Genomic DNA, 22310 nt, shown 5'->3' with positions numbered 1-22310 from the left:
GAGGGGACGCTTTCCTTGACATCGAGGATGACGGCGTCCGCACTGCACAAGGGCGCACGCACGGCGAAGCGTTCGTCGTGTGCTGGCACGCACAGTAGGGTGGGCCAGTGGCTGGTAGCCTCAATCGCAAAATTGCACACCATCAGGCATCAACATCAAGCGATGCGAACTCAGCGCGTATTGCGGCCGAATGCTCGCCAATTCGAGGCACCCGGTTGATGGACTTTTCGGGGGACTCGTAAGAATTGATGACAGGGATGCCCGCCAATTGGACGGTTTCGCCTGATTCAAGCATCACCGGACGCCGGCGCAGTTGCGGATGGCTTGCGAACTCTTCTACCGAATTCACGCCGCCATAAGCGATAGCCGCAATGCGAAGCATGCCTTCCAGATCGCGCCGATCATGCGTCTCGAAGAACGCGGCGATCAATGCATCGAGCTCGCTCCGATTCCGAACACGCTGCGTTGCATTGCAAAACCTAGGATCGGTCGCCAGATCGGCGTCGCCAAGGACACCTTCACAGAGGTTATGCCATTCGCGCTCGTTCTGAATCGAGATCGCAAGCATCTTGCCGTCCCGGGTCGCGAAACCACCGTAGGGAGCAATGGAAGGGTGATGCAAACCGACGGGTTTCGGGGCCTTTCCACCGTAAACAGTGTGCATCAGGGGAACAGTCATCCAGTCGGCGGCAGTGTCGAAGAGCGACACTTGGACCCCTGAGCCCACGCCCGTGCGCTCGCGCATCCAAAGGGCTTGCTGGATGCCAATAATGGCATTCATGCTCGCTCCGATGTCACACACCGAGACGCCGATCCGACCGGGTGCCTCGGGTGCGCCGTTGACGGCGACCAAGCCACTCTCGCACTGGATCAGAAAGTCGTACGCTTTCATGTCGCGGTAGTCGCCGTCTTCGCCATAGCCGCTGATATCGCAGGTGATCAGCCTTTTATTTCGCGCCCTCAATCCAGCACTTTCGAAACCGGCTCGCTCCATTGCTCCGGGAGCAAGGTTCTGGATAAAGATATCTGCCTTCGCTACCAACGCGCGCAGCAGTCGGGCGTCTTTAGGATCTTTGATGTCAAGGCAGAGCGATTCCTTGCCGTGGTTCGCCCACACAAAGTAGGACGACTCACCCTTGACCGCGCCGTCGTATTTGCGGGCAAAGTCGCCTTCGCTGCGCTCTACTTTTATGACGCGGGCACCGCCTTGCGCAAAATGACACGAGCACAAGGGCGCCGCCACCGCTTGTTCTATGGAGACGACAAGCAGGTTGTCGTAGGGCTTCATCGCCATCGGGTTGGTCGCAATCATATTTCTAACCTCATGGCGGCGTGTTTCGCCTGAAGGATCGCCAGATTTCGGTACATCTCGTTCGCGACGATCGTCATACCCTCATCGAAACCCATGCCGGGTTTCACGAGGACCCGATCGGGCCGAACTGCTTGAGCGACGTGAAGGCAGGTACGGGCCGAAACATCTGTCTCGTTGCAGGTGCCGCCCTGATAAGCCTCGGTGCCGCGACTGCGACAGTACAACACCGCCTCGACTGTATTGTGGATGCTGCCAAGATCGGGGGTTTTGATCTGAACCATGTCGCAGCAATCGGCGTCGACGAAATCGACGATGTCGGCATAGGTATTGCACCATTCATCGGCCACGATCTTAACCGTGCTCGAACGGCTCCTGAGCTCGTCCCGAATCTGGCGCAGCAGAGCGATCTGATCGGTGCGGTTTCCCGCGTCGACGGGCCCCTCGATATAGAGCTGAAAAGGCGAAGCACGTTGACCGAGATCTGCCAGATAGGCGGCTATCTTCTTTGGATCGTTGGCAAAGATAATTCCGATGGTCCCATAGACATCGATGTGCAGCGCCGGAACATACCCGGGGTCACTGCGCAATTGCGCGATGCGGAGAGTCAACCAGGTGACATATTCCTTAAGCTTTCCGCCGCTGCGACCGAGCTTGCCTTCGACGTTGTTGATCAGGCCATGCGGTAGCGCGTCCACGCGTTTCATGATCATCTTGTCGACGGCGTTGTAGCGGTCGTCACCGCTTTGGCCAAAAAGAGAAAGCGGCTTCAGTTCGACCGGTAGGTCGTATTCATCACAGATGACCTCCATCTTGAGCCGTCCCGACGACTTGGCTGTCGCATCCAGCAAAGCCTGGGACAATCCATAGCGGATCGCCGTGTGAAGTTGTCGTCCCTGGTGTGCAAGACCATCGAAGAACCGAGCATTTCCAGCGAAGTCGCGTACATCCCTGCCGACAAGGAGCGGCTGAAGCACTTCTTTCATGAACGGGATGTATTGGGCAGCGTTGAAGAGCGGATCGCGGCCTCCCGCGCCTGAATATTGAACTGCGGCGCAGTCGCCCTCGGCCCAAAGTCCGTTCTCCAATAGAAGAAGAACGCTGACAGCTTCTCCAGATTGCCTGATTGTGTCGAACCCAGGCGTTGACGTATTGCCAACGTAAATGAAACCGTTTTGCCGAGCACCGGCCTTGATGGCCGCCTGATCGTCGAAGTAGAACGAGGACAAGCCAGCCGAAAATTGAACGTCTATGATCTTCATCGCCGGCTCGTCAGAAAGGGCTGTCAATGTTCGTCGCTTGCGGGCGGCCGATCAGAGTGCTTGCGGAAATCGCCCGCACGTCGTCGACGACCATTTGGAAGGAGGCCTCTCGGCCTTCGCATGTAGCCCGCTCGGCAATCTTCTCCCGATGGAACGCAACAATGTCGTCCGGAAGCGGAATATCTCCCTTGGCGAAGACTCGGATCGCGCCGTTGTTATCGCGGATAGGCGTCATACGGCCGGCGTTGACGCTTGCAGGCGCGAATGGGATGTCCATGACGCCCGCCTCGAATGCCAGGACCGCGCCACGCGCGACATCTCCGCCGCCAAGCTCAATCACTTTGCGCATCACGGCATGCACCTCGCGCTCGATGACAGCCGTCTCCTGGAGGATCTCGTCGGTCTCTAACTTTTTCTGGTCGCCAATCATGTTCAGCATCTGCGCCGTGGCCTGGAGGCCCGAACGGTTCGCTTCCATGGTGGGTACGCCGCTGGCCTCATGAGGCGTCTTAACGATAATCTTTGTCGCCCCGGCGAACTTCGCGGCCGCCGCACCGAGCGCAATCACTGAATAGGCTTGGGCTTCGTTTTCCGGGAAGCCGCCCATCCATTGGTGAAACACGGTCGAAAGCGCGTAATCGTCGTGCCCGAATTCAGAAAAGTAATACGCCGCCAGGTTGCTAAGCGATCGGATTGCGGCGATGTCCTGCGCCAGGTTGCCGGCTTGGCCGTATCCGAGCGTGATACATTTTGCGCCTTGTTCAAGGGCGAGCAGCCCCTCGAGCAAAGCCACAGTGTGTGACGCAAAAGGAGGTACGAGCGTCCCAGTTAGGGGACCAAAGGGCTCGCGATTTATCCGGATGCCTTCCTCTTCATAGAGGCCGATCAGGCGATCGCAGTACTGCCAGTGTCGGATAGATCTCTCAAGTGGAACACTCTTGGCGTAGGGGATGTTGTAGGAGATCCCGCCGCCCTCGAAGCTGGAAAAACCAGCACAAAGGGTAATTTCGGCCATCAAGCGGGCGTCCGGGGTACCATGCCTGACCTGGACTGGCTTCTCCAAAGCATCGATAAGACGCCTGCAACCGTCCACGCCATGGTTTACAGGTGGGAATCCGTTCAAAAGGGAAGTGCCGGCGGCCCTGGATCTCTCGATGCCTTTCTGCGCCTCATGATAGCGATTGTGGCGCGTGTAAGCGTCAACAGTTGTGGGGAGAACATCGCAGTAGGGAGAAAGGTCCTGGAGTAGCTGGGTGTGTTCCCGCAGCAGCGCGACTCCAGCTCGCGGTTGCAGGAGCGTACGGCCATTAGCTGCCGCTCGCGCCAGGGCTATCGGAAACTTCTTCCTGTCCTCCATATCCCGATGACGAGATATGGCGCTCGCGAATTCAACGTCGCGGCCCGTGGGCCAGGTTTGGAGGACCTGTTCTCGCTCAGACTGATAATCGGCCCGAGATAGCTTCTTATTCTCGATCATCATCATGTTGCACTTCAATCATCTGACACGAGGTTGGACCTGGGTGATTAGATCTCTTCAACGAGTGTCTGGAGGCCGGCCCTGACTGCAGCTGACGGGTGGGTGGACGCTATGTTGGCCAGAAGAGGAAACAGATATCCTGGATCGCGCAGATAGCGCGCGTTGCGAGGAGCGAGCACCCGCTTCCCATGCTCGTCCGTTCCCAGGCTGGAGATGCATTCCCGGGGATTGAAGCTGGTCGATGCAGCCAGGTAGCCACCCGTCCCAATTACCCATGAGACTCGCGACAGGTCGCGTCCTGCCTGTATCGTCACAATTCCATCGGCGGTGCAGACTTCATGACTCCGCCCTGAATGTCGCATGACAGATTGCGCTATGTTGGCACTCGCGAGGACGGCATCGAACCGGGCCTCGTGGACTTCCTTCGTAAGCGTTTCCGGACAGAGAGCTGCCTTTTCGACAAACTCCGCGAATGCGGATCCTTCGTCCAGATTTTCTAAGGGGTAGAGTTTGCGCGCAGCCATTGCGGCGGTGCGGGCCGATACCCGCATTCCGAGGTCGCCTTCGACGGTTCGTTTGATCTTGCCTTCGGGCAGCCCGCGACGGATGACGCCGCCTTGGGTCTTCTCCTCATGCGCCGAATAGACGTCGGTGGTCGCTCCCCCCATGTCGATGATCATGAACTCCCCGAACTCCGGGGCTAGCTCCGCGATCGATCGGCAATACTCGAACAGCGAATACGGCGTGGGTTGAGGCTCGCGTCCGGTGGCAATAATGATCTTGTCGAGGCCCTTGCCTTTGGTGATCCGCTGGAGGAACAAGTCCCGAATCGCGGCGCGAGCCGGCTCAGGGTTAGGACACTCCAGACTCGGCAGGAGGTTTTCGACGCAGACAAGATCGTGCCCTGCAAGGGTGCCTTCGACTTCGTCGCGCGCGTCACGGTTGCCTGCAAACACGACGGTGGCACTTAGGTTGGCTTTCGCCAAGGCTGAAGCGTTTTTGATCGGGTAGTGACGGTTTCCTCCATCAGATCCGCCGGCGAGCAGAATGATGTCCGGGTTGGATGCGCGAAGAGCAGAAATATCGGCCGAGGACAATTCGTAGGCGAAACTGTTGGTTATTTTGGCACCTGCGGAATAGGCGGTAAGCTTTGCCATCTCCGCTGTCAGATCGGGCACTATCCCAATTGCAGCAATGGCCAGTCCGCCCTTTGCCGACGAGGAGTAAAAAAGCTCGTCGGGATTTCCGGCTTCGGTCAATTCGGCAACGACGCTTTCGAACCCGCGCGAAAGATCATCGACAGTGGTTGGTCGTGCCGCCCGTTTCGTCACATGCAGGCTATCGTGATCCGATAGCACAAAACTCGCGCCCTTCGTCCACGTGGACCCGATGTCGACCGAGACGAGTCTCATCCCACATTTCGCAGCGAGGCGACCCCACTACCGGCTGTGCCGGCAACGCGCCTCTTTTCAATGTCGGTTTTGAGCAGGTCGGCGACCACCGCAAGGTCGACGCTTGGCTTGAACACGCGATCAAAACCCATCCCCATGAACAGGGCCTCGATTGCCGAGAATTCACGTTTCCCAACCACCAGGTTGCCGCCGACATAAAGCAACATGTCTGCCAGCCCGCGCTCGATGCAGCGGTCCCTGAAGCCCATGCAATCGATCTCACCATGGCCATAAATTGACGAAACAAGGATCGCCTCGGCGCCAGTTTCGATCGCTGCATCGATAAACTCATCCTGGCTCACCATGACCCCGAGATTGACCACGTCGAAACCGAGTGGCTCGAGCACGCTCATGATGATTTTGTTCCCCACTGCGTGACAGTCGGCTCCAATCACGCCGAGAACCACTTTGAATGTCGGTGCAGCCACTTGGAACTCGCCTTTCGCTATTCACCGCCGGGTCTGTTAGCCACTTGTGCCAAGAAGTCAATATTGCTTAATGCTTGCAAGCGATAGATAAGGTTTGCTTATCTTTGAGATGCGAAGCGGGCCGCCCTTGAAATGCCGCTGGGATTGCCAGCCTTGTCTTGATGTCATTCGGTGATCATTGCGCGTTGACCGGTCGTCGGCCGCAACTTTGGAGACGACAGCCATTGGCGCATTTCTCACGAGCCTTTTCAGCGACGGTCTTGAATGCTTCCGCCGAATTTTATACAACGATAGCATGATAGTATACGATAGGCAATGGGTTGCATCCGTGTTCGACGACGGAAAGCCGCCTGTGGTCGCGACACCCGATGCTGTTTGCGTAGGTCAGCAGTAGGGGATCGCGGTCGACGCCCCGATCGTAGCTGGAAACGTTCGCCGCTCGAAACGATGGTCAACATTGTGTGCAATGATGTTCGCCGATCGAAGCGGGAAAGTTCCATGGCGTGATGGCGCCGACAACGCCCATCTGTTGCTAGATTGTCTTGCCGTAAATGCGGTGGGCCCCCTTGGCGTACCACTGCAGATACGCAGCCGACTTTCGATCAGGCTTAGAAAACCGCGCCAAGTGGTGAATCAAGTGGGGGCCGGACAACTCCTCGGCTGGTTTGCTGGCGGCGACAGCCTCGTGCCGCGCCACTGACAATCCTATTTCATAGGTCCTTGCATATACGAACGGCATCGTACATTGCGGCATGGATGTCTCTGCTGGCTACAGCGTCCCCCAAACGATACAGTTCGAACTCCCCTTGGGGATTTACACATTCTGTCTGCAGTCGTCCCGCCGCAAAAGCAGTGAGATCGTACATACCTCGGTTCACAGATCGTTCTACAAGATCGAAATAGATGCCGTCGTTCGGAATTGTACCGCATTCGATCACAACTTGCTCGACGCTTCTTTTCTCTATCAAATTCGAGTATTCGTTGCGTATCGTAACCTCGAAAGCGTTGCCTCGCCGTTCGACCTTCGTCACGCGCCGGTCGGGAGTAAGGACGACCCCCTGGCTGTAAAGATACTTGCGATGAACGATGGCATTCGTCGTTCCAATCTGATGCCCTACCTCGACATCCGGGGTGATCAATTCAACCTGGCTTCCCGCCGCGGCCAGATACTGGGCTGCGACGGGGCCCGCGTGACCACCATTGTCGTCATAGACCAGAACGTTATCGGCTGGCTTTACTGAGCGATCCAGGACTTCCCAGCTGCTTACGGCCAGCTCCCCCCCTTCAACGAGAGCCATGTTGGGCAATCCGCCAGTAGCAACGATGACGACCTCGGGGTTCAACGAAGCAACGTCGTCGGCTTCGGCATAGCTATTGTAACGGATGTCGACATCGAGCGCCTGAAGCCGATCTGCCAGCCATCGAGTAATGCCGATCAAATCGCGGCGCCATTCGAGTTGAGAAGCCAAAATAACCTGACCTCCCAATTCATCGGCTGCCTCGAAAAGGGTTACATGGTGCCCCCGTTCGGCTGCGACCCTTGCGGCTTCCATCCCCCCGGGACCACCTCCAACGACGACGACCTTTCGTTTCGCACCACTGGTCCGGGCAATCTTGTGCGGGATGAACGACTCTCGTCCTGTCGCGACGTTGTGCACGCACAGTGCATCTCCGCCCTTGTAAATACGATCGATGCAATAACTTGCGCCAACACACGGGCGGATTTCGGCTTCACGACCCGTCCGATATTTCTCGACGAGGTGAGGATCCGCGATATGGGCTCGGGTCATCCCGACCATATCAACGATTCCATCCTTTATGATCGCGTCCGCGGTCGCAAAGTCGGTGATGCGGGTGGCATGGAGCAGCGGCAGGCGCACAGCCTTGCGCACATCTCGAGCAATGTTTGCATAAGTCGGGCTTGGATAGGCCATGCCTGGGACTGTTGAAGCGACGCCTGCATTGGTCCAGTTGTTTGAGCCGTTGATGTTGAGGAAATCGACCAACCCGGATTTCTCATGGAGGCGGGCGATCTCGATCCCCTCGTCAAGACCAATCCCACCCTCCAACATTTCGTCCGCAGTGTAGCGGATTCCGACAATGAAATCAGGGCCAACGCGGTCCCTAATCGTGCTCAATACCTCGAAACCGAAGCGGAGTCGGTTCTCCAGCGATCCCCCGTACGCGTCGGTCCTTTGGTTCACCAAGGGCGACCAAAATTGGCCGATCAGATGGCCCGCGATGAGGAGCTCGCACCCATCCAAGCCTCCTTGCTGACATCGTGATGCCGCGTCCGCGTACGATGTCGCCACCCTTTTGAAATCCCCAGCCTCCATTGCCTTTGGAAAAGAACCGTGAGCCGGCTCTTTCAAGTTTGACGCAGACAATGCAGGCAGCCAGCCATCCCGGTTTGCATGTGTGCGGCGACCCACATGGCTCAACTGGCACATCAAAGCGGTGCCGTGCCTATGAATTCGTTCCGAGAACCGCGTAAAATGGGGTATGATTTCGTCGCTTCCGACGTATAGCTGACCGAACGAAGGCGGAGAGTCTGGAGCAATTGCCGAAGCGCCGCCGAACATCGTCAACGCCAGTCCGCCCTTCGCTTTCTCTTCGTGGTATCTTTGGTACCGCTCCGTGGGCATCCCGTGCTCGCCATATGCCGGGGCGTGCGAGGTGCTCATTATTCTGTTCTTAAGCGTTAGGTTCTTGATCGTGAACTCCTCGAAGAGCGCCCGGTACGCCGCCGGTTTCGCGCCAGAGGTCGTAGCGGCAACTGGCTGAGCATCACTCATTTTTTGCCCTTTCCTTCAACGAGTCACGCAGCCACCCGGCGGGGCGTGCCGTTGGCAGATTTATAAAAAATTGTCGAAGCGTATCCAATCATGCCGATTTGAAATAGGAAAGAGTTGAATTGCATCCGAACATCAAAACGTGAGCTGAAAGCCGTTCCCGCCTGAAAGCGGCAAACGGTTGGGCCAAGGCCTGCTCGCGATTGTATGCAATCAATTAATTGTGGATAACATTATCAAGCGTTTGCCTGCCGTTGGCGCGACATCCACCCACATGAGCTTCGACTGACAAGCTATGAAAGCCAAAACATCCGGCTACGTGTTCGCTCTCCTGACTGTGTGCACGTTCGCGGCCCTCGACGGCTTCAGCAGATTGCTGGGTGAGAAATACTCGCCATTCTTTATCACAATGGTGCGATTTTGGGGCTTTGCCGTTTTCGTAAGCATATTGGCCGCGACGTCACCGGGGGGAATGCGGAGCGCTATTCAAAGCCTAAATCCGCTTCTCCAGATCGCAAGGGGATTGCTTCTGGTTTCGGCAAGCGCCCTTTGCGTTTGGGCCTACAAGTATGCCGGGCTGGCGACAAGCATGGCAATTCTCCAAGTCACCCCTCTTCTCGTGACATTTCTTTCGGTGCCGTTGCTCGGAGAGATCGTCGGTTGGCGCCGTGCAACTGCCGTCGTCGTCGGGTTGATCGGTGTAATAATCATCATAAACCCAGTCACCGTGCATGGTGACTTTGCGCTGCTCCTGCCTGTTAGCGGTGCTATCTTGAACGCTCTATACGGTGTCGGAACCCGAGCTGTCGGCCGGCGAGACAGCTTTCAAACGAGCGCATTGTACACCGGCGTCTTTGGAGCGGTATTCTCAACCGTACCCGGAGTTCTGTGCTGGGAATCCATCGAGCACTCGGATTGGCTGCCCATGGCCTCGCTCTGCCTGACCGGCGCGCTGGGCCACTACTTCCTCATCCGCGCCTATGCGGTTCTCGAGGCGCTTGAGGTCCAGCCTTTGATCTATCTGCAACTCCTATTCGGCATCGCCGTCGCTGTCGTGTTCTTCAATGAGGCGCTTACCTGGAACATGGGCGTCGGAGCATTTCTGGTAGTCGGGTCGGGGATGTTTTCAGTGTGGCGGGAGCATTCTCAAGCAAAGCGATCGAGAACAGCGATACCGTAGTTCCCTGGCTGGCTCGCTGGAGCTGTGAAATTGGAAGTTTTCGACCTGAACGACGGGCCATGCGTTGGCAAACAAAGGTCGTGATGCCGTCGACGCGCGGCGCGACCGGTCCGTCGGGAAGAAAGGCGTTTGACGAAAGATTTGGAATACATTATCCAATTTTAGCCCGATGAGGATCTCGGGTGATAAGCCAAGGAAATGTTCCGTGGGCCTCCTCGCTCCCCGTCTTAACGTCATCAAGCCAAGCCCGAGCATGGCGGTCACCGCTCGCGCGATCGAAATGCGCGCAGCCGGGATCGACGTCATCGGCCTGAGTGCTGGTGAGCCGGATTTCACGACGCCTTTGCATGTCGTCGAAGCCGCCTATGAGGCGATGCGCAGGGGAGAGACGCGCTACACGGCGGTGGACGGAACGGCAGCGCTGAAGAAGGCGGTGGTGGACAAGTTCAAGCGCGAAAACGGCCTCGACTACAGGCCTTCAGAAATAACAGTTGCGGGCGGCGCAAAGCAGATCATCTACAACGCCCTGCTGGCAACGCTCGCGCCGGGCGACGAGGTCATCGTCCCCGCGCCCTATTGGGTTTCTTATACCGACATCGTGCTTCTGGGCGAAGGCAAGCCCGTGGTCGTTCCATGCGGAGAGGAGCTTGGCTTCAAGCTCACGCCGTATGCTCTGCACGCGGCCATCACCACCCGCACGAAATGGCTTCTCCTGAATACCCCCTCCAACCCGACGGGCGCCGTCTACAGCCGTGACGAGCTTGCTGCGCTGGCCGCAGTGCTGCTCGACCACCCCCACATTCATGTCCTGACCGACGACATCTATGAGCATATCCTGTTCGACGGCCGCGCTTTCCACACGATCGCCGCTGTCGAACCGCGGCTGAAGGAGCGCACGCTGACGGTCAACGGCGTGTCGAAGGCCTATGCCATGACAGGCTGGCGGATCGGCTACGCCGGCGGCCCGGCACAGCTGATCCGCGCCATGGCGACAGTGCAAAGCCAGAGCACGTCCAATCCGTCGTCCATCTCGCAGGCCGCAACCATTGCTGCACTGGAAGGACCACAGGATTTTCTGGGCCCACGAGCGCTTGAGTTCCAGTCCAGGCGCGATCGTGCATTGGAGCTCCTGCGAGCAATCCCCGGGCTTACCTGCCAGAAGCCGCAAGGCGCTTTTTACCTCTATCCCAACTGCTCGGCGCTGATGGGTCGCCGGCGTTGGGATGGTTCCCTCATCGATAGCGACGAGGATCTATCGCTCTATCTGCTCGATCAAGCGCGGGTCGCGGTGGTGCAAGGTTCGGCCTATGGCTTGTCGCCTCATTTCCGCATTTCCATAGCCACGTCGATGGACCTGATCGAGAAAGCAATCGGGCGCATCGCCGAGGCTATCCAAGCGTTGCGGTAGCGGCTATGGACCTGAAGTTCGTCCAGGAACTTATCGACCTCGTCTCGCGATCGCCGATCGGCGAGTTGCAGATCGAACGCGATGAACTTCGCGTCCGCATCGCCAAGCAGGCGTCGGCGCCGCAGGCCGGATCGCCATTGCAAGCAGTGCCGGTTGCCGGCGCGACCGCCGCCGCACCTTCGGATGCCACCGTTGCCCGGCATGCGATCCGCGCGCCGCTCACAGGCATGTTCTATCGCTCCGCCGGCGAGAATGAACCTCCGCTCGTCTCGGTGGGCGACATGGTCGAGGAGGGTCGCAAGATCGGCGTTCTCGAAGCCATGAAGACTTTCAACGTCGTGGAATCCGATCGCGCCGGAAGGATCGTCGAGATCGCTTTCGAGGACCATGCTGCCGTGCAGTCGGGCGACGTGCTGTTCGTTCTGGAAGAGGCGGGCTGAGCGCAATGTTCGACACCGTCCTCATCGCCAATCGGGGTGAAATCGCGCTGCGCATCCTGCGCTCCTGCCGCGACCTCGGATTGAAGACTGTGGCGGCCTATTCGGAAGCCGATGCGAGCCTTCGCCACGTGGCGCTGGCGAACAAGTCGATTTGCATCGGGCCGGCGGCTTCGGCCGACAGCTATCTCAACATCGCCGAGATCATCACGGCCGCGCAACTCACCGGCGCAGGCGCGATCCATCCAGGATACGGCTTCCTTTCGGAGAACGCGGCCTTCGCCGAGGCGGTGGAAAATGCGGGCCTTGTTTTCATCGGGCCGTCGGCGGCGGCGATCCGCATCATGGGTGACAAGGTTGCAGCGAAGCGGGCGATGATGGCTGCCGGCGTTCCCTGCGTTCCGGGCTCGGAAGGCGCGCTGCCGCAGGACGATCAAGCGGTGCGGGCCACTGCCGGAACGATCGGCTATCCGGTCATCGTCAAGGCGGCCGGCGGCGGAGGCGGGCGCGGCATGCGCATCGTGCGGGCGGAAGGCGCGTTGACGGAAGCCGTAGCGCTGGCACGCGAAGAAGCCGGCCGGGCCTTCGGCAACCCGCAGGTCTACCTGGAAAAATTCCTCGAGCATCCGCGCCATGTCGAAATCCAGATCCTGGCTGACCGGCACGGCAATGCCGTCTGGCTGGGCGAGCGGGACTGCTCCATGCAACGGCGCCACCAGAAGATCATCGAGGAAGCGCCGGCACCCGGTATCGCCCGTGAGGCGATCGCCGGCATCAGCGGCCTCTGCGCCCGCGCCTGCCTGGCGATCGGCTACACGGGCGCCGGCACGTTCGAGTTCCTCTATGAGGATGGGCGATTCTATTTCATCGAGATGAACACCCGCGTGCAGGTCGAGCATCCCGTCACTGAACTGGTTACTGGCATCGACATCGTGCGCGAGCAGGTCCGGATCGCACTGGGCGAGCATCTGTCCTTCAAGCAGGAAGACATCCGCTTCGAGGGCCACGCCGTCGAATGCCGCATCAACGCCGAGGACCCTTACAGCTTCCGACCGCATCCGGGACGGGTCGAGCGCTGGACGCCGCCGGGCGGCCCGGGGATACGGGTCGAGTCTCACCTCTACTCCGGCTACACCGTGCCGCCCCATTACGATTCCCTGGTGGCCAAGCTGCTCGCGCATGGCGCGACGCGGGCCGACGCAATCCGCAGGATGAAGGGGGCGCTGGCCGAGATGGAGACGGCCGGTATCGCCACCAACGCGCCGCTGCACGGCATCTTGATGGAGGAGCCCGGCTTCGCCGCCGGGGGGTTCGATATTCATCATCTCGAACGCCTGATCGAAGGCGGCCTGCTCGACGGGCGAGGTCCGCGATGACGGTTGAGGAGATCGAGAAGCTGGCAGCCTGGTGCGCGGCTGCGGGCGTCAGTGAGATCGAACTGGCGGAGACGGGCTTTTCGCTTCGCCTGCATATTCAATCCGGCAATGCCGAGCCAGGCGCGATGGTGGCCGAAGCCGCAAAGGCCGAGGCGGTCTTCAAGGGCGTGCGTGCGCCAGGCGTCGGGATATTCCGTCTCGTTCACCCGACGACCGGCCATCCGGTTGTCGAAACCGGCCGATCGGTCCGAAAGGGCGAGACGGTCGGTGTCTTGCAGATCGGCGCCTGCCTGAAGGCCATCGTCACGCCGGCGGACGGCGCGCTGGGAGCTGCGTTGGTCGAGGACGGCACTGTCGTTGGTTACGGCACGCCACTCTACGAGCTGCTGTGATTTTTTTTTGAGAATTCTGAGGAAGTCGTCATGACGGACAGCGGGCTAGAGGTCGACATCAATTCGGACATGGGCGAAGGTTTTGGCGCCTATAGGCTCGGCGACGACGCAGCGATCCTCGACATCGTCAGCTCCGCCAACGTCGCCTGCGGCTTTCACGCCGGCGATCCAGAGATCATGGCGGCGACCTTTTCGATGGCGCGCTCGAAGGGCGTCGCCGTCGGCGCGCATCCGAGCTTCGCCGACCTGTGGGGATTTGGACGGCGCACAATTCCGCATTCGGCCGACGAGATCGAAAGGCTGGTGGCATACCAGATCGGCGCGGCACAAGCGCTTTCCACCTACGCCGGGCACCCGATCCGCTATGTGAAGGCGCATGGCGCGCTCGGCAACCTGACCCAGACTGACCGCAACGTCGCCGAAGCGGTGACACGCGCCGTCAAAGCAGTCGATCCCGGCCTGATCTGCTTGGCGATCGCGCTTGGCTTCCAGGATAGGATCGCGCGCGAGGCGGGCCTGTCGGTCAAGTCCGAGATCTTCGCCGATCGCGCCTATACGGAAGAGGGGTTCCTCGTCTCGCGCAAGCTGGAGGGCGCCGTCATTCACGACGCCGAGAAGGCGGCGGAGCGTGTGGTGCGGATGGTTACGCAAGGCGCCATCGAGACGATTTCCGGACACTTGCTGAAGACGCCGATCGACTCGGTCTGCGTCCACAGCGACACGCCGGCGGCGGTCGCCATCGCGGCCCGCGTGCGAGCCCGCCTCGAAAAGGGCGGTGTCAGGGTCAGGGCGTTCGCCGCTGCGGTCTGACCTCGGCCGCGCCTTACTTCGACAAGGAAAGGTTACGTCCCTCTCTTAGTTCGCGCGTCAAGCGCCTCAATTGCCTTTCGGATGGTCGAAACGACGAACTCGCGCTCCTCGCCGACAAGCGGCAAGCGCGGAGGGCGGGTCCATTCGGGTGCGCCATAGACCAGATGCTCGGCAAGCTTGATGTACTGGACCAGTTTGACGTGGGTATCGAGATGGAAGGACGGAGTCAGGATGCGATAGAGGGTACGCGCCTCGGCATAGGCGTCGCGCGCGCATAGATTAAACAGCTCAGTGCATTCAGCTGGCCATACATTGGCCATCCCGGAAACCCAGCCCGTCACGCCCAGCGCCGAGCTCTCGACGATCAGGTCGTCGACCCCGCAGAAGATACTGAAACGATCGGCGAAGGCGACCTGCAGGTCGGTGACCCGGCGGATGTCGCCCGATTCTTCCTTGATGCAGACGATCTCAGGCGTGCCGACAAGATCCCGGAGCACATCGACTGTGACATCGACCCCATAGGCGATCGGATTGTTGTAGATCATGATCGGAAGGGCTGAGGCTCGCGCAATGCCCGTGTACCATTCGACCGTCTCACGCGCGTCGCACTTATAGCCGAGGCTCGGAAAGACCATCAGCCCCTGCGCGCCATAGCTTTCGTAGAGCTTCGCATTTGTCTGCGCACTATCAAGCGTCACCTCCGCGAGGCCGGAGAGCACGGGTACCCGTCCCGCCACAACCTCGACGGCGCCTCGGATGACGGCCTCGCGCTCGGTAAGTGTCATCGAGGCATTCTCGCCCAGCATCGGCAGGACTATGACGCCCGACACACCATTCCTCACGAGCCTGTCGATACTGTCCATCGTTGCCTTTAGATCGACTTTGCCGTCGCGAGCGAGCTTGGTCGTCACCGCGGGAAATAGGCCTTTCCACCTAGTCATTGGTTCATTCCCTTCTTTGCGAATTGAGGAAGCTTGCTTGCGATCCCTGTCGTCGGTGATTGCCAACTCAGGCCAGCATCGGCCAGGTATCGGATAGCCGATAGCCGGCGGGAAAGGGGTCATCCGGATCGAGCAGATGCTGCTGCGTCCCTGTGATCCAAGCTCGACCGGCTATCGTTGGGACGATCCCCGACCGATCCTCCAGCATGCATTCCGCCTCGATGCTGCAATCGAACTCTGTTCCAATGACTGATCGCCCTATGAAACGATCGCCGACCTTCATCTGCCCCCTGGCGTGGAGCAGCGCCATGCGGGCCGAGCAGCCGGTGCCGGTAGGAGAGCGGTCGAGCTTGCCCGGGCTGCAGACCACAGTGCTTTTCCCGGTCAGGATACCGTCCTCGACAGCGACAGGGTTGGTGAATTGGCAGAACGAGATGTGATCCCATGCATTCGTCGGGTGCTTGAAACCGAGCTGCTCATTGGCTGCGGCGGTGATTTTCATCGCCGTCTCGGCGATGTCGCGGGCCTCGTCCGGCTCGATCCTGAAGCCGACCAACCTGGCGTCCACCACGACAAAACTGTCGCCGCCGAAAGCTGTATCCACCGTCAGAGTGCCGACCCCAGCGACTTCCAGCTTGACATCCAGCTTGTCGGCGAAAGACGGCAGGTTCCGCACCCTGATTTTCTCGGCTTTGCCGTTTCGGCACTCAGCCGTGACATTGATCAGACCGCCGGGGGCTTCGAGGACGAAATGCGTCTCCGGCTCCTGCATCGGTATGATGCCGGCGTCGAGCAGAACCGTCGCCACGCAAATGGAGTTGGAACCTGACATCGGCGGCGTGTCGTTCGGCTCCATGATGATCCAGCCCATGTCTGCCTTGGGGTCGATCGGGGGAACGAGAAGGTTCACATGGCGAAAGATGCCGCCGCGCGGTTCGTTCAAGACGAAGTTGCGCAGGCCCTGGTCCTTCGCGATGAAGCGCGATTGCTCCCAGATCGTCGCTCCGGGTGGCGGGGCGACTCCGCCGACGATCACATCGCCGACCTCTCCCTCGGCGTGGCAACCGATTATGTGAATGGATTTGGTACTTCGCATGTTGGCTTCCTTGGATGGGTTGCGGTGCCGACGCGATCGGCGGGTGTTGTTTCAGAACCAGACGTCGCTGAGGCGATGTCCGCGCGGGTAGGGGTCTGTGGGGTCGAGACCGTACTGGCCGATGCTGGTGATCCAGGCCTGCCCGGCTATCGTGACGACGACGGCATCCAGATTTTTGACGCGCGTATTCCCAATCACGCGGGAATCGAAATGGGTTCCGATGATGGACTTGTTGCGAAACGGCTCGCCCTTGGCGATCTGCCCCTTTGCCGACATCACGGCAAGGCGCCCCGTGGTGCCGGTTCCGGTCGGTGAGCGGTCGAGCCTGCCATGCAGGCACACGGTGCCGTTGACGCTTTCGACGCGGCCGTTGACGCGCTCGATAGGACCTTCGAAGATCACGTTGGAGACGTCGCGGATCTTCGGGTTTTCCGGATGTACGATCTTAAGCTGTTCGTTGACCGCCTTCTTGATGCGTTGGCCCGTCAGTGACATCTGGTGGGCCTCGTCGGGCTTTATGGCGAAGCCGAGGGCACGAGCATTCACATGGGCGAAAGTCATGCCGCCATAGGAGGTATCTACGGTGATCGTACCAATCCCTTCGACCTCGACGGGCGTGTCGAGGTGGAACGCAAAAGCCGGCACATTGGTGAATTCCACTTGCTTCACCTTGCCGTTCTCGCAGGCGCAGCGGACCTCGATCATGCCGGCCGGTGCTTCCATGTGCAGCCGCGTCTCGGGTTCCTGCATCGGGACAATGCCGGTCTCAAGCGCAACGGTGGCGACGCAGATAGTGTTCGAGCCCGACATGGGCGGGTATTCGGTGCTCTCTAAGATCACATAGCCGAGATCGGCCGTCGGATCACAGGGCGGCAGGATGATGTTGGCGTTGACGTAGGGCGCGCCGCGCGGTTCGAACAGGACAAGCCCGCGTATGTCGTCCAAATGCTGTTCAAGATATTCTTTCTTCTCGAACATCGTCTTGCCCGGCACGTCGATGACGCCGCCGGTGATGACGTTGCCCACTTCGCCCTCGGCATGGCAGCCGACGACCGTGAATGTTTTTGACCAGCGCATTTTTCTCCTCCTGATGGTCGGATCCCAGTTGATCGCGGCAATGAAAGGCTTGGATACGACTGGGACGGCGGTCGAGTCAGACGGCGTCGAGCCCTCGATCAAGAAAATGATCGAGTTGCGCCATCTCCTGCTGAGAAAGGTTGATACCGTCCCTTTCCGACTTCGCACGGGCAAGGAATCGCCGCTGCGAGGGCAGGCGCGCTCCCTGGCCAAGTATCGCCTCGAATAGCGTCTCAGCACGAGAAAGGGGATTTCCGGCACGGCCAGTGGAAAAGGCCTCTGGCGAGAATGCAATGACCAGCTCACCGTGAGATGGATAAAGCGTTGTCGTACCCAGAACCTCGAGCGCCTCTGAGCTGGTCAGGTCCCCGATCATGATACCGGCCAGCAGCTCGATCATGGTTCCGATTGCTGACCCCTTGTGCCCGCCAAACGGAAGCATGGCGCCAGCAAGTGCTGCTTCGGGATCGGTCGTGGGCCTGCCTTTCGAGTCTATGGCCCAGCCTTCTGGCAGCGGCTTGCCCGCACGGCGATGGAGTTCGATCTCTCCTCGCGCGGCAACGGAGGTTGCATTATCGAATACATAAGGCTGGTGTCCAGGACGCGGCCACCCAAACGCAAAGGGATTGGTCCCGAGTAGAGGCTTATTGCCGCCAGTTGGGGCGACCGTCGCATAACTGGGACACATGGCAAGACAAGCAAGACCTCGGTCGGTCAACGCTTCGACCTCGACCCACAGGGCAGAAAAATGCGCAGCGTCATTCACCACAAGCGCAGCTGTGCCGCAAGAACGGGCCCGCGCGGCCAGCTCCGGTATACCCAATTCCAAGGCCGAATTGGCAAATCCACCTTTGGCATCGACTCTAACGATGGCCGGTGCCTGTTGCGGTACCAACTCGGCAACCGCATCCGGATTGACCTTTCCAGCCTTGATCGTTCTCAAAGCTCCCTCTATTCGATAGACACCGTGCGACTTACAAGCATCGCGTTCACCCGCGACGATCACCCGGGTGATAGCGCCGGCCTGGACGGGATTCAGCCCGGCCTTGCTGAAAATCGCCTCGACGCGCTCATGCAGGGCTTCGATGGTGAGGACTACGGTGCTGCTCATTGATGGCCTTCGTGATCTGGCTGCGGGGGCGAGCCGGCGCAGGGTCATGAAAATTTCAGCTCGCTCGCGAAGGCTCTCAGATCCTGCGCGAGCAGCCCAGGTTGCTCGAAGGCTGCAAAATGCCCGCCGCTTGGCATTATTGTCCATTGGCGCACATCGCGAAAAATCCGTTCGACCCAGCTCTTTGGGGGCATCGGCAGCTCTTTCGGAAACAGCGCCACTGCAAGCGGAACGTCGATCTTCGCACCAGGCGGGAATGCCAACGGCCGGGCGCGCGTTTCCCAATAGAGACGCATGGACGAGGCGACGGTTCGAGTGAACCAGTAAAGCGATATGTTGGCGAGGAGGTCGTCGCCCGAGAACGTGGCATTGTCCAGATTGCCGTCGCAGTCGCTCCAGTCGCGGAATTTCTCGATCATCCATGCCGCCAGACCGACAGGCGAATCGGTCAGCCCGTAGGCCAGCGTCTGGGGACGTGTTCCCTGGATATGGCTGTACGCGCCATGAAGGTCCACCCACCGGGCTTTCCTCTCCAGGAAGGCGCGTTCTTCCGAAGTGAGGTCGCCGCCTGGCCCTGCGTCATGCGGCGGCGAATATGAACCGGGGATGAAATTCAGATGCACCCCGGCGAGGTTGCCGGGATGGGCGTATGCCAGAATTGTCGACACGCTGGCGCCGAGGTCCCCGCCCTGCGCCAAATAACGCTCGTAGCCAAGGCGGCCCATCAATTCTGCCCAGAGGTCGGCGACGGCAAACAGGTTGAGACCGGGCCTACTTGGCCGGCTCGAGAAACCGTATCCCGGGATCGAGGGGATCACGACGTTGAATGCGTCTTCTTGCCTTCCTCCATTCGTCATCGGATCGGACAGCAGCGGAATAAGCTTGATGAATTCGCAGAAGCTGCCCGGCCAGCCATGGGTGAGTATGACCGTCCTGGCGGTTGGAACGGCGGCGCGGACGTGGATGAAATGGATGGTGTGGCCGCTGATATCGGTCTGGTAGTGCGGAAGGAGGTTCCAGGCGGCTTCGTGCTCGCGCCAATCGAAACCTGCGCGCCAGTGCTCAACAAATCGCTTCAGCTCCGCCTGCTCCGTTCCTTGGGCCCAGCCTATGCTCTCCAATTGGTCCGGCTCGCGCCAGCCTGAGATGCGCCGTCTCAGGTCGACGATTTCGGCCAGTGGAACCCGGATCGTGAAGGGGCGGATATCCGTGGACATATTCGCTCGCCGGTATGAGTTGAACCAGGGGTGGAAGTCGATATCGCGGCGGCTCGCTATCCGCCGATAGCGGCACGACGACGCCGTGTCGGCCGTCATCCTGGTCGGAGGCGACCAGCCCTGATGCTCCGCGCAGCTAAGAACTCGTCAAGCCGTTGCCTGGCCGTGCGCAACGCCTCGGTCGCAGCTTCGATCGAGACCGGCAGAAAACGCAGGCGCGCACCGACCGGCGCCTGCGCGAGCCGCCAGAGATCGGCTTCGATCACGGTTACGATCTTGGGGTAGCCGCCGCAGGTGTTGGCATCGGCAAGCTGGATGATCGGCTGGCCGGACGGCGGCACCTGAACGGTGCCCGGCACGATGCCATGCGAGAGCAATTCCAGCGGCGAGACGAGCGAAAGAGTTTCTCCGGACAGGCGATAGCCCATGCGGTTGGCATCGCTAGTAATCCGCCATTCGCTGCCGGTGAAGGCCGCATGCGCCTCCGGCGTGAAGGCGTCGAACTCGGCGGCCGGAAGCACCCGGAGTTCGATCGGGCAAGCAGCACCGTTGCAGGTAGCCCGCCGCTCTTCCAGGGCCAGTCCAAGGCCGCCTGGAGGCAGCGTGCACTCTGCGGTGTCGAGCCGAAGCCGATCGCCGCGCGAAAGGCCGCGCCCGCCAAATCCACCGAAACCGCTCTTCGCATCCGTCGCGCGCGAACCCATGACAGGCGGCAGGTCGAGTCCGCCGGCGAAGGCGATGTAGGAACGCGCGCCCGCCCGCGGCGCTTCGAGCACAAGCATCTCGCCGGCGCGAATGTTGGTTGCCCACCACGGTGGGCATAGCCGACCACCGACGGTGATCGGGCAGTCGGCACCTGTGATGGCGAGCGAAATGTCGACATGCGCTTTCAGCCGAAAGGGATAGAGCGCGACCTCAATTCCCGCAGCCGACGGATCGTTGCCCAGCATGAGGTTGGCGAACGCAAGCGCTTGGCTGTCCATGGCGCCGCCATGGCTGATCCCCAGCGCCAGATACCCGGGACGGCCGAGATCCTGGACCGTGTTCGGAAGGCCGGTGGTGAGGATTTCGATCATGTCTCTATTCCCGCGATCTGGAACCGGATCTTGTCTCCGGGCCTGAGCAGAATCGGCGATTGCGCCTGAGCGTCAAAGAGCCTCGCATCCGTGTGGCCGATGATGTGCCATCCGGACGGCGCGGTCATCGGCATGATGCCCGCCTGCGCGCCGCCAATGATGACGGCGCCCTCGGCCACTTTGACCCGAGGGCTGTTGCGCCGCGGCCAGGCAAGCCGCGGATCGAGTCCGGAGAGATAAGGGAAGCCCGGCATGGCTCCGATGGCGGCGACGGTGTAGGTGGCGGCTGCGTGCCGATTGACGGTCTCTTCCAGCGATAACTTGCAATGCGCGGCCCAGCCGGCGAGATCCTCGCCGCGCGCGCCGCCATATTTGACAGAGATCGTATGCTGGGTGCCGGCAATGGCTTGGACGTCGGTGCAGGCCCAAAGTGATTTCAACCGCTCACCGAGCCTGAGCGCATCCATGGCGAGCGGGTCGAACAGCACGAGCAGGTTGTTCATGCCGGGAACCGTCTCGCGCACGCCTTCGAGCGCGCGTGCCGCATTCGCCACAGCCCAGACCAGTTCCTGGGTGGCCTCGTCGAAGCTTGCCTGCGCGCCATCGAGAAGCAGCGCGCCTGATCCCGCTAGGCTGATGCGCGGCGCTTGAGCGACGGCCATGAGCGATCAGTCCTTCACCGGCACCGTATAGTTCAGGATCAGCCGGCCGCCATCGGGATAGATGGTCTGGCCGACGATATAGGAAGCATCGTCGCTAGCGAGGAAGGACGCGACGCTGGCGATTTCCGACGGTTCGCCGCAGCGCCCGCTTGGCGTTCGCGACAGGATGGTCTGGCGCTGCGCCTCGCTGGCCATGACCGAGCTCTTGACCATGTCGGTCAGGATGGTGCCCGGCCCGATGGCGTTGACGCGGATATTGTGCGGAATGAGCCCGACCGCCATCACTGCCGTCAGCTGCTTGATACCGCCCTTGGACACTGCGTAGGCGACGGAGTTGGGAATGGCCAAGATGGCATTGATCGACGACATGTTGAGGATGGAGCCGCCGCGCCCCTGGGCGATCATGGCTCGCGCCGCCGCCTGACCGAGAAGGAACGGCGCCTTGAGATTTACGCGTTGGACCCAGTCGAACGCCTCCTCGGGAAAATCGACGAAATCGTCGAGATGAATGACGCCGGCATTGTTGATCAGGACGTCGACGCCGCCAAAAGCGCCCGTCGCCTTGGCGATGATGCCGGCTGCCATCTCGCTGCTGCATTCTGAAAGATCCGCCTCAATCCAGGTAGCCCGTTCACCGAAATGTTCGGCTTTGTCGCGCATGGTGTCCGCTTTCACGTCTACGAGAACCACGCTGGCGCCTTCATCATGAAAGCGTTCAGCGCAGGCAAGGCCTAGCCCTTGCGCCGCCCCGGTTATGACCACGACTTTCCCTACGTGCTTCACGCTTAAATCCCTTCAAGGTTCTGAT

Annotated in this window: 20 protein-coding genes; 6 read left to right on the top strand and 14 right to left on the bottom strand. The window is 60.2% G+C overall.

Translation table 11 applies throughout. From position 1 onward, the window contains the following. Positions 1 to 142: 142 nt before the first annotated feature. From AU465_RS10445 to AU465_RS10420, 6 genes are all read right to left on the bottom strand, one after another. Positions 143 to 1312: a CaiB/BaiF CoA transferase family protein gene (locus AU465_RS10445; protein WP_246505956.1), complete on the bottom strand. Its 1170-nt coding sequence runs from the start codon at positions 1310 to 1312 to the stop codon at positions 143 to 145. Then, complete coding sequence (locus AU465_RS10440; RefSeq protein WP_192246604.1) at positions 1309 to 2571, bottom strand: methylaspartate ammonia-lyase; 1263 nt, start codon at positions 2569 to 2571, stop codon at positions 1309 to 1311. Before AU465_RS10440 ends, AU465_RS10445 begins: the two co-directional genes overlap by 4 nt. A 10-nt stretch (positions 2572 to 2581) precedes the next feature. Next, positions 2582 to 4054 (bottom strand): methylaspartate mutase subunit E, encoded by a 1473-nt coding sequence (locus tag AU465_RS10435; RefSeq protein ID WP_210325054.1) that lies wholly within the window; start codon positions 4052 to 4054, stop codon positions 2582 to 2584. 41 nt (positions 4055 to 4095) lie between these two features. Next, a complete protein-coding gene (locus tag AU465_RS10430; protein ID WP_192246602.1) occupies positions 4096 to 5460 on the bottom strand; it encodes a glutamate mutase L in 1365 nt (454 codons plus the stop codon). Beyond that, complete coding sequence (gene glmS / locus AU465_RS10425; protein ID WP_192246600.1) at positions 5457 to 5927, bottom strand: methylaspartate mutase subunit S; 471 nt, start codon at positions 5925 to 5927, stop codon at positions 5457 to 5459. The genes AU465_RS10430 and glmS overlap by 4 nt, the downstream gene beginning before the upstream one ends. A 710-nt stretch (positions 5928 to 6637) precedes the next feature. Then, positions 6638 to 8722, bottom strand: coding sequence for an NADH:flavin oxidoreductase (locus AU465_RS10420; RefSeq protein WP_192246598.1), 2085 nt, complete (start codon positions 8720 to 8722; stop codon positions 6638 to 6640). Between the two features lie 292 nt (positions 8723 to 9014). On the opposite strand from AU465_RS10420, the gene AU465_RS10415 reads away from it, so the two are divergent. The 6 genes from AU465_RS10415 to AU465_RS10390 all read left to right on the top strand — a co-directional run bounded on the left by AU465_RS10415 (position 9015) and on the right by AU465_RS10390 (position 14322). Next, positions 9015 to 9899, top strand: a complete 885-nt coding sequence (locus AU465_RS10415) for a DMT family transporter (RefSeq protein WP_192246596.1) — start codon at positions 9015 to 9017, stop codon at positions 9897 to 9899. Positions 9900 to 10104: 205 nt separating this feature from the next. Further along, positions 10105 to 11307 carry a pyridoxal phosphate-dependent aminotransferase gene (locus tag AU465_RS10410; RefSeq protein ID WP_192246594.1) on the top strand — a complete coding sequence of 401 codons (1203 nt, stop codon included), beginning with the start codon at positions 10105 to 10107 and terminating at the stop codon, positions 11305 to 11307. A 5-nt stretch (positions 11308 to 11312) separates the two neighbouring features. Continuing rightward, positions 11313 to 11747, top strand: coding sequence for an acetyl-CoA carboxylase biotin carboxyl carrier protein (locus tag AU465_RS10405; protein WP_192246592.1), 435 nt, complete (start codon positions 11313 to 11315; stop codon positions 11745 to 11747). A 5-nt stretch (positions 11748 to 11752) separates the two neighbouring features. Beyond that, a complete protein-coding gene (accC, locus tag AU465_RS10400; RefSeq protein ID WP_192246590.1) occupies positions 11753 to 13120 on the top strand; it encodes an acetyl-CoA carboxylase biotin carboxylase subunit in 1368 nt (455 codons plus the stop codon). Beyond that, positions 13117 to 13512, top strand: a complete 396-nt coding sequence (locus AU465_RS10395; protein ID WP_192246588.1) for a biotin attachment protein — start codon at positions 13117 to 13119, stop codon at positions 13510 to 13512. The genes accC and AU465_RS10395 overlap by 4 nt, the downstream gene beginning before the upstream one ends. A gap of 30 nt (positions 13513 to 13542) precedes the next feature. Further along, entirely contained in the window at positions 13543 to 14322 is a 780-nt protein-coding gene (locus AU465_RS10390) for a LamB/YcsF family protein (RefSeq protein WP_192246586.1), read from the top strand. A 32-nt stretch (positions 14323 to 14354) separates the two neighbouring features. Here the strand turns inward: AU465_RS10390 and AU465_RS10385 are convergent, their stop codons facing one another. The 8 genes from AU465_RS10385 to AU465_RS10350 all read right to left on the bottom strand — a co-directional run bounded on the left by AU465_RS10385 (position 14355) and on the right by AU465_RS10350 (position 22285). Further along, positions 14355 to 15263 (bottom strand): dihydrodipicolinate synthase family protein, encoded by a 909-nt coding sequence (locus AU465_RS10385; RefSeq protein WP_192246584.1) that lies wholly within the window; start codon positions 15261 to 15263, stop codon positions 14355 to 14357. Positions 15264 to 15330: 67 nt separating this feature from the next. Next, positions 15331 to 16359 (bottom strand): trans-3-hydroxy-L-proline dehydratase, encoded by a 1029-nt coding sequence (locus AU465_RS10380; RefSeq protein ID WP_192246582.1) that lies wholly within the window; start codon positions 16357 to 16359, stop codon positions 15331 to 15333. A gap of 51 nt (positions 16360 to 16410) precedes the next feature. Then, the gene (locus AU465_RS10375; RefSeq protein WP_192246580.1) at positions 16411 to 17436 is read right to left on the bottom strand and encodes a proline racemase family protein; all 1026 of its coding nucleotides are present in this window, start codon (positions 17434 to 17436) and stop codon (positions 16411 to 16413) included. Between the two features lie 76 nt (positions 17437 to 17512). Further along, the gene (locus tag AU465_RS10370; RefSeq protein WP_192246578.1) at positions 17513 to 18547 is read right to left on the bottom strand and encodes an Ldh family oxidoreductase; all 1035 of its coding nucleotides are present in this window, start codon (positions 18545 to 18547) and stop codon (positions 17513 to 17515) included. A 44-nt stretch (positions 18548 to 18591) separates the two neighbouring features. Continuing rightward, positions 18592 to 19764, bottom strand: coding sequence for an epoxide hydrolase family protein (locus AU465_RS10365; protein ID WP_192246576.1), 1173 nt, complete (start codon positions 19762 to 19764; stop codon positions 18592 to 18594). Positions 19765 to 19859: 95 nt separating this feature from the next. Then, positions 19860 to 20840, bottom strand: a complete 981-nt coding sequence (locus AU465_RS10360; protein ID WP_192246574.1) for a 5-oxoprolinase subunit C family protein — start codon at positions 20838 to 20840, stop codon at positions 19860 to 19862. Further along, a complete protein-coding gene (gene pxpB / locus AU465_RS10355) occupies positions 20837 to 21502 on the bottom strand; it encodes a 5-oxoprolinase subunit PxpB (protein ID WP_192246572.1) in 666 nt (221 codons plus the stop codon). The genes AU465_RS10360 and pxpB overlap by 4 nt, the downstream gene beginning before the upstream one ends. Positions 21503 to 21508: 6 nt before the next feature. Beyond that, positions 21509 to 22285, bottom strand: coding sequence for an SDR family NAD(P)-dependent oxidoreductase (locus AU465_RS10350; RefSeq protein ID WP_192246562.1), 777 nt, complete (start codon positions 22283 to 22285; stop codon positions 21509 to 21511). Positions 22286 to 22310: the final 25 nt, after the last annotated feature.

The sequence above is a fragment of the Mesorhizobium silamurunense genome (genome assembly GCF_014843905.1).
Taxonomy (GTDB): domain Bacteria; phylum Pseudomonadota; class Alphaproteobacteria; order Rhizobiales; family Rhizobiaceae; genus Mesorhizobium; species Mesorhizobium silamurunense.
The sequence above is the reverse complement of the archived record's forward strand: the minus strand, read 5'-3'. Positions and strand labels throughout refer to the sequence as shown.

What these genes read in the sequence shown, in the direction of transcription:
- AU465_RS10420 (WP_192246598.1), bottom strand. Translation starts at nt 8,722, where the DNA reads ATGAGTGATGCTCAGCCAGTTGCCGCTACGACCTCTGGCGCGAAACCG.
- AU465_RS10395 (WP_192246588.1), top strand. Translation starts at nt 13,117, where the DNA reads ATGACGGTTGAGGAGATCGAGAAGCTGGCAGCCTGGTGCGCGGCTGCG.
- AU465_RS10360 (WP_192246574.1), bottom strand. Translation starts at nt 20,840, where the DNA reads ATGATCGAAATCCTCACCACCGGCCTTCCGAACACGGTCCAGGATCTC.
- AU465_RS10385 (WP_192246584.1), bottom strand. Translation starts at nt 15,263, where the DNA reads ATGACTAGGTGGAAAGGCCTATTTCCCGCGGTGACGACCAAGCTCGCT.
- AU465_RS10390 (WP_192246586.1), top strand. Translation starts at nt 13,543, where the DNA reads ATGACGGACAGCGGGCTAGAGGTCGACATCAATTCGGACATGGGCGAA.
- AU465_RS10375 (WP_192246580.1), bottom strand. Translation starts at nt 17,436, where the DNA reads ATGCGCTGGTCAAAAACATTCACGGTCGTCGGCTGCCATGCCGAGGGC.
- AU465_RS10380 (WP_192246582.1), bottom strand. Translation starts at nt 16,359, where the DNA reads ATGCGAAGTACCAAATCCATTCACATAATCGGTTGCCACGCCGAGGGA.
- AU465_RS10415 (WP_192246596.1), top strand. Translation starts at nt 9,015, where the DNA reads ATGAAAGCCAAAACATCCGGCTACGTGTTCGCTCTCCTGACTGTGTGC.
- pxpB (WP_192246572.1), bottom strand. Translation starts at nt 21,502, where the DNA reads ATGGCCGTCGCTCAAGCGCCGCGCATCAGCCTAGCGGGATCAGGCGCG.
- AU465_RS10440 (WP_192246604.1), bottom strand. Translation starts at nt 2,571, where the DNA reads ATGAAGATCATAGACGTTCAATTTTCGGCTGGCTTGTCCTCGTTCTAC.
- AU465_RS10370 (WP_192246578.1), bottom strand. Translation starts at nt 18,547, where the DNA reads ATGAGCAGCACCGTAGTCCTCACCATCGAAGCCCTGCATGAGCGCGTC.
- accC (WP_192246590.1), top strand. Translation starts at nt 11,753, where the DNA reads ATGTTCGACACCGTCCTCATCGCCAATCGGGGTGAAATCGCGCTGCGC.
- AU465_RS10365 (WP_192246576.1), bottom strand. Translation starts at nt 19,764, where the DNA reads ATGTCCACGGATATCCGCCCCTTCACGATCCGGGTTCCACTGGCCGAA.
- AU465_RS10405 (WP_192246592.1), top strand. Translation starts at nt 11,313, where the DNA reads ATGGACCTGAAGTTCGTCCAGGAACTTATCGACCTCGTCTCGCGATCG.
- AU465_RS10430 (WP_192246602.1), bottom strand. Translation starts at nt 5,460, where the DNA reads ATGAGACTCGTCTCGGTCGACATCGGGTCCACGTGGACGAAGGGCGCG.
- AU465_RS10445 (WP_246505956.1), bottom strand. Translation starts at nt 1,312, where the DNA reads ATGATTGCGACCAACCCGATGGCGATGAAGCCCTACGACAACCTGCTT.
- AU465_RS10435 (WP_210325054.1), bottom strand. Translation starts at nt 4,054, where the DNA reads ATGATGATGATCGAGAATAAGAAGCTATCTCGGGCCGATTATCAGTCT.